This is a genomic window from Dryocola clanedunensis subsp. sulfonylureivorans, from assembly GCF_016756775.1.
GTDB lineage: Bacteria > Pseudomonadota > Gammaproteobacteria > Enterobacterales > Enterobacteriaceae > Dryocola > Dryocola clanedunensis.
This window is the reverse complement of sequence record NZ_JAERMU010000050.1, coordinates 1-6,279: the sequence shown is the minus strand read 5'-3', so window position 1 is coordinate 6,279 and position 6,279 is coordinate 1. Positions and strand designations below refer to the sequence as shown.

Below are 6,279 nucleotides of genomic sequence, written 5' to 3'. Positions count from 1 at the left end.
TATCAGTCAGGACGCGGCCAGCCAGATTAACGCCGCCCGCCATATCACAGCGAACGCCCGCGACACGCTCAGCAACCAGGGGCAGATAACCGCCGGACAAAATCTGACGGTAAACAGCAACAGCCTGACCCAGAGCGGTAAACTGCTGGCTGGCGGTAGCGCCCAGCTGAACAGCGGAACGCTCAGCAACAGCGGTCTGGTGCAGGGCAACGCGCTGGCGGTGAACAGCACAACCCTCAGTAACGGCGGCTCGCTGCTGAGCGGCACGACCCTGAACGTTCAGACGCAGGATTTCACGCAGACGGGCAGCGCGGGCGCGAAGGGCAAAACCGACATTACCGCCAGCCACAGCCTTACCAACAGCGGTTCGCTGGTGACGGATGAGGCGCTGACGCTGAAGGCCGGAAACGTCACGCAGAACGGCACGCTCTCCGGCGGTAAAGGGCTGACGCTGACCGCCGGCACCCTGACCACCGGCAAATCCTCCCTGACTCACAGCGGTGACGCCCTGTCCGTGCAGGCCTCCACGGCGACGCTGGGCGGAGAATTCAGTGCGGGCGGGGATATGCAGCTGAATGCTGACCAGCTCAGCACCGTCGCCGGTAGTCAGGTACAGAGCGGCAATAACCTCAGCATCACTGCCCGTGAGGCTTCACTTGCCGGGACGCAGGCGGCCAGAAACGCGCTGGCAGTGAACGCCAGCGGGGCGCTGAGCCACAGCGGCAACAGCAGCGCGGACGCCGTCACGCTGAGTGCCCCTACGCTGAATAACAGCGGCACGGTGGTCGCATCGACGCTGCGCACGCAGTCGCAGACGCTGACCAACAGCGGCATGCTGCAGGGCGACAGCCTGCTGGCACTCGACACGGATACCCTGAACAACCTGCAGGACGGTACCCTGTACAGCGCCTCCGCGCTGAAGCTGGATATTCCGGATATCACCAGCCACGGCGTGATAGCCAGCGATGCCGCTGTCACCGTGCGCGGCCACAACCTCATCAACAGCGGGCAGGTGCTGGGCAGCGCGCTCTCTTTTGAGCTCGGTTCACTCAGCAACAGCGGCGCGCTGCAAAGTGATTCTCTGCTTACCCTGAACGGCGGCACCCTCAGCAACGGCCAGAGCGGTACGCTGTACAGCGCCGGAGAGATGGCGCTCAACGGGACGGACATCAGCAACAGCGGTCTTATCACCAGTGACAGCGGGCTGTCGCTGAATGCCACAGCGCTGACTAACCCGGGCAAAATCATCGGCAGCACGCTGAACGTTAACGCGGGAACGCTGACGGGCGAAGGCTTACTGCAGGGGGCCAACGCCCTGACGCTTGCCGGGGGTAACCTTTCACAGGGGGCTGCCGGGCGCTGGCTGACGGCAGGCGACCTGTCGGTTGACGGCACGACACTGACCACCGCCGGCACCACGCAGGGACAGCAGCTCAACATCGATGCGGAGAGCTGGAACAATGCGGGCTCAGTACTCGCCACGGGCGACCTGAACAGCACGTTGAGCGGCTCACTACTCAATAGCGGTGAGGTGATGAGTCAGGGGGATCTGACGCTAACAGCCCCGACGTTAACCAACCACGGCAATTTGCTTGCCGCCGGAAATATGTCCCTGAGCGGGCAGCAGTTTACCAGCGACGGCACCCTGCAGGGCGGCACGCTGGGGCTGATGTATAACGGGGTGAATAATCAGGGGACGGTCATTGGCCTGGGCGGCCTGACGCTGAACAGTGCCGGTGCGCTGACCAACAGCGGCGACCTGCTGAGCCAGCGGGACCTCTCCGTAAAAGCCACCGATGTGACCAACAGCGGCCGCCTTCAGGGAGAAAACATCACGCTCGACGGCAGCAGCCTGACCAACAGCGGTGCGATTCAAAGCGCGCTGGGGCTGGCTCTGACGCTGAGTGGCGATATGCAGGCCATCACCGGCAGCAAAATTACCGCGCTGGGCGACGCCCGCATTGCAGGTAAAGCGCTCGGTAACCAGGGGCTGGTGAGCGCAAAAACGCTGGCTATTCAGGGGGATTCCCTCGACAACAGCGGAGAAATCAGCGGCGTGAACGGCCTTGGCGTCACGCTCAGCGGCAGCCTGCAGCAGCAGGGGAAACTGCTGACCGGCGGTAAGCTCGCGGTGAAAGCCCGGGACATCAGTAACGGCGGTCAGCTTCAGGGCGGCGACACACAGATTAACGCCGGCTCACTGACCAACAGCGGACGTATTCAGGGCGACAGCGGCCTGACGCTCACCTTGCTGAATGCGCTGACCAGTCAGGCTGGCGGCATCATCCTCAGCCAGAACGCGCTCACTATCACCGCGCCGGTACTGACCAGTGACGGCACGATTCAGGGCAACGGTAAAACCACCCTCAGCGCAACCACGCAAACCCGCAACGGCGGCAAAATTCTCTCCGGCGGCGACCTGACGTTATCCACGCCGGACTACAGCGGCGCAGGCTGGCTGCAGGCCACAAACCTGGTGCTGGACGTGGCGAGACTCGAAAGCCACGGCACGGTGATTGCGGCGAACCAGGCCCGGCTTACCGGCAACAGCCTGACCAACGGCGGCACCTTCCAGGCGGCGATGCTGGATGTCAATTATCAGGCGATGAGCAACAGCGGCACTCTGCTCGGCAATCAGAGCCTGACGCTGAAAGGCAACACGCTGAACAACGCCGGTGGCAGGATGTTCAGCGGCGGAGATATGCTGACCGACGTCACCGCGTTGAGCGGTGCCGGCCAACTGGTGGCCCTGGGCAACCTGACGCTGAAGCTCGCGAACAGCTTCAGCGCGCAGGGGGTCATTGTGTCGAACAAACAGCTGTCGGTGACAAGCCAGGGCGATATCACCAACGCAGGGACCTTACAGGGCAAGGGCATCACCCTGAACGCGAAGGGCAAACTCAGTAATAACGGCCAGCTCACGGCTGGCAGCGGCACCACCTCCCTCTCCGGCAGCCAGATTGCCATGAACGCCAGCGGCTCACTTCAGGCGGGCGGCGATGTCAGCCTGAACAGCCTGGGTAATATCACACTGGATGGCTTTACCGGTACGGCAGGGAGTCTGGTGCTGACAGCGGCAGGTTCTGTCGTCAACACCGCATTGCTCTACGCAGGAAATAACCTGTCGCTGTTTGCCAACAGCATTCAGAATCTGCGCGGCGATATCCTGGCGGGTAATAACCTGGTGATGCAAAAGGATGCGTCAGGCGCGGCGAACGCTGAGGTAAGCAACCGGTCCGGCACCATCGAATCACAGCACGGTTCGGTGACGGTCAATACCGGCAGTTTCTACAACGGCTACACCGCGTTTGAGTCTCAGACAACGACAACGGCGGGCAGCAGTGAAGGTACGCTTTATCCTTTGCCATCAAGTGAATACCGCTTTGGTGTGGATGAGGACGGTGAATATCTGATGGTGCTGACCAGTAACCGTGATGAATACCGTCTGCTGGTCGGGGACAAAACCACGGTCACCGTTTCCGCAACGGGTAATGCAGGACGGATAGCCAGCGGTGGCGACCTGACCATTACGGCCCGGGATATCACCAACGAAGCCTCTGCCCTGCTGGCTGACGGTACTGTCCGTCTGAATGCCGGTACGCTGAATAATATGAGTTACCAGGCCGGAACATCAGCCACTGAAACGGTATTCACCCGGGATGACAGTCGTCGCTATGTTTCAGGCGCTTATGACTGGATCGGATACCGGCCAACGTCTCAGAGCACCCTGACTCCGGACGGAGAAACTTACCGGGCGGTTATTCTCGCCGGTGGAAATGTCATCCTGAACGTGAGTCAGAACCTCAGCAACACGAATGTCACCCCCTGGGGTGAAGGTACCGGGGGCACGCAGGCTGCGCCCTCGCTGAACACCGCCGGTAACGGCAGTATCGGGGACGTGGTAAGCGCACTGAGTCTGGAAGATGGCAGCGATGCTGCCATCACCGCCCCGGACTGGCAGGATACCAGTGATGATGCCAGCCAGGCTATCAGTGGTGGCACGAGCCTGAGCCCGGACGGAATGGACAGCAGCCTCTATCCGCTGCCCTCCGGTAACAACGGCTACTTTGTTCCGTCAACCGATCCGGACAGCCCGTATCTCATCACCGTTAACCCGAAGCTGGACGGCCTGGGACAGCTTGACCCGTCGCTGTTTGGTGACCTGTATAAGCTGCTGGGTATGACTCCGGGGAGCGCACCGACAGAAACCAGTAGCCGGTACACGGACATCAACCAGTTCCTGGGGTCGTCTTACATGCTGGGTAAGCTGGGATTCGATCCGGAAAACGATTATCGCTTCCTGGGCGATGCAGCGTTTGATACCCGGTATGTGTCTAATTACGTGCTGAACCAGACCGGAACCCGGTATATCAACGGCCTCGGCTCTGACCTCGACCAGATGCGCTACCTGATGGACAGCGCGGCAGATGCACAGCGGGGACTGGGCCTGACGTTCGGGGTGGCGCTCACCGCCGACCAGGTGGCTGCCCTCGACCACAGCATTCTGTGGTGGCAAACCGCCACCATTAACGGTCAGACGGTGATGGTGCCAAAAGTGTACCTGTCGCCAAAAGACACGAAGGTGCATAACGGCAGCGTGATTAGCGGCAACAATGTTCAGCTGACGGGCGGCAGTCTCACCAACAATGGCAGCTCGCTGATTGCACAAAATGGTCTTTCAATAGACAGCAGCAACAGCATCAGCAACCTCAATGCCGGGCTTATCAGCGCGGGAGGCGGGCTGGACCTGCATGCGATGGGGGATATCAGCAACATCAGCTCCGCCATCACGGGGAAAACCGTTCAGCTGGAGAGCACCGGCGGCAGTATCATCAGTGAAACGCTTTCCCGACAGAACACCATGGACCTGCCAGGCCTGAGGGGACAGGGAGTCGCACTGACCAACACGCTGCAGGGCAATACTGCCACCATCCAGTCTCAGGAAGGGATGGTCATGTCTGCCGGTCAGGACATTCATCTCAAAGGGGCACAGACCGCCTCCGGCGGTGAGCAGCTCCTCATCGCGGGTCGTGATGTGACCGTTGAATCAAACCAGGTCCGGCAGGGAGCCGAAACGACCGGCGACAACAGCTGGAGAGGCTTCAGTCATGAGACGGTGGCAAACCAGAACAGTACGTTGACGTCCGGCGGAAACCTGAACGTGGTGGCCGGGCGGGATATTAACGCCGGTGGCGCAGGGCTTGCGGCTGAGAAAAATGTGGGTATCCAGGCCGGGCGGGATGTGAACCTGAGCGCAGACGGCAGCTCACAGCGGGATTTTGCCCACACCCGGGATAAAACCGTCATTGACGAGTCCGTGCGCCAGCAGGGAACGGAAATCAGCAGCGGCGGTAATACGATTGTCATTGCCGGGCGTGATGTTAACAGCGAGGCCGCACGGGTTACGGCGAGCGGCGATATCGGCGTGGCTGCGGGGCGGGATGTGAATCTTACCACCGCCACCGAAAGCGATTATCACTACAAAGAGCAGACCAAAACCAAAAAAGGGTTCCTCAGCAAGAAAACAACCCATACCATCGAAGAGGACAGCGCCACCCGTGAAGCAGGGAGCCTGCTGAGCGGAGACAACGTGCAGGTCAGCGCCGGTAATAACCTGCTGGTGAAAGGTTCGTCCGTGGTCGCGGATGATGCGGTGAACCTGAGCGCGGGTAATAATGTGGATATTGTCGCCGCCACCAACACAGACTCCAGCTGGCGCTTTAAGGAAGTGAAGAAGAGCGGCCTGATGGGCACCGGCGGGATAGGTATCACCGTCGGCAGCAGTAAAACCACACACGACCTGCGCGAGGCGGGCACCACCCAGAGTCAGAGCTTCAGTACCGTGGGCTCGACGGGCGGTAGCGTGGTGATTTCAGCCGGTAATCAGGCACACATCGGCGGTGCCGACCTGATTGCGGGCAAGGACCTGGCGGTTATCGGCGACAGCGTCCTCATCGACCCGGGCCACGACAAGCGCAGCCGCGATGAAACGTTTGAACAGAAGAAAAGCGGCCTGACGCTGGCGCTCTCCGGCACGGTGGGCAGCGCTATCAACAACGCTGTCACCAGTGCTCAGGACACGAACGAAGAAAGCGACGGCCGCCTGAAGGCGCTGCAGGCCACCAAAACCGCCCTCTCGGGCGTGCAGGCCGGGCAGGCCGCCGCAGTGGCTTCCGCGACCGGCGACCCGAATGCGATGGGCGTCAGCCTCTCGCTGACCACGCAGAAGTCAAAATCACAGCAGCACGCACAGAGCGATGCGGTATCAGGCAGCACGCT

Annotated in this window: 1 protein-coding gene; it reads left to right on the top strand. The window is 61.1% G+C overall.

The window, feature by feature from the left end; all coding sequences use genetic code 11:
* Positions 1 to 6,279 (top strand): hemagglutinin repeat-containing protein (locus HYQ67_RS23560; RefSeq protein ID WP_202308592.1); only part of this gene is annotated, 6,279 nt, incomplete at both ends.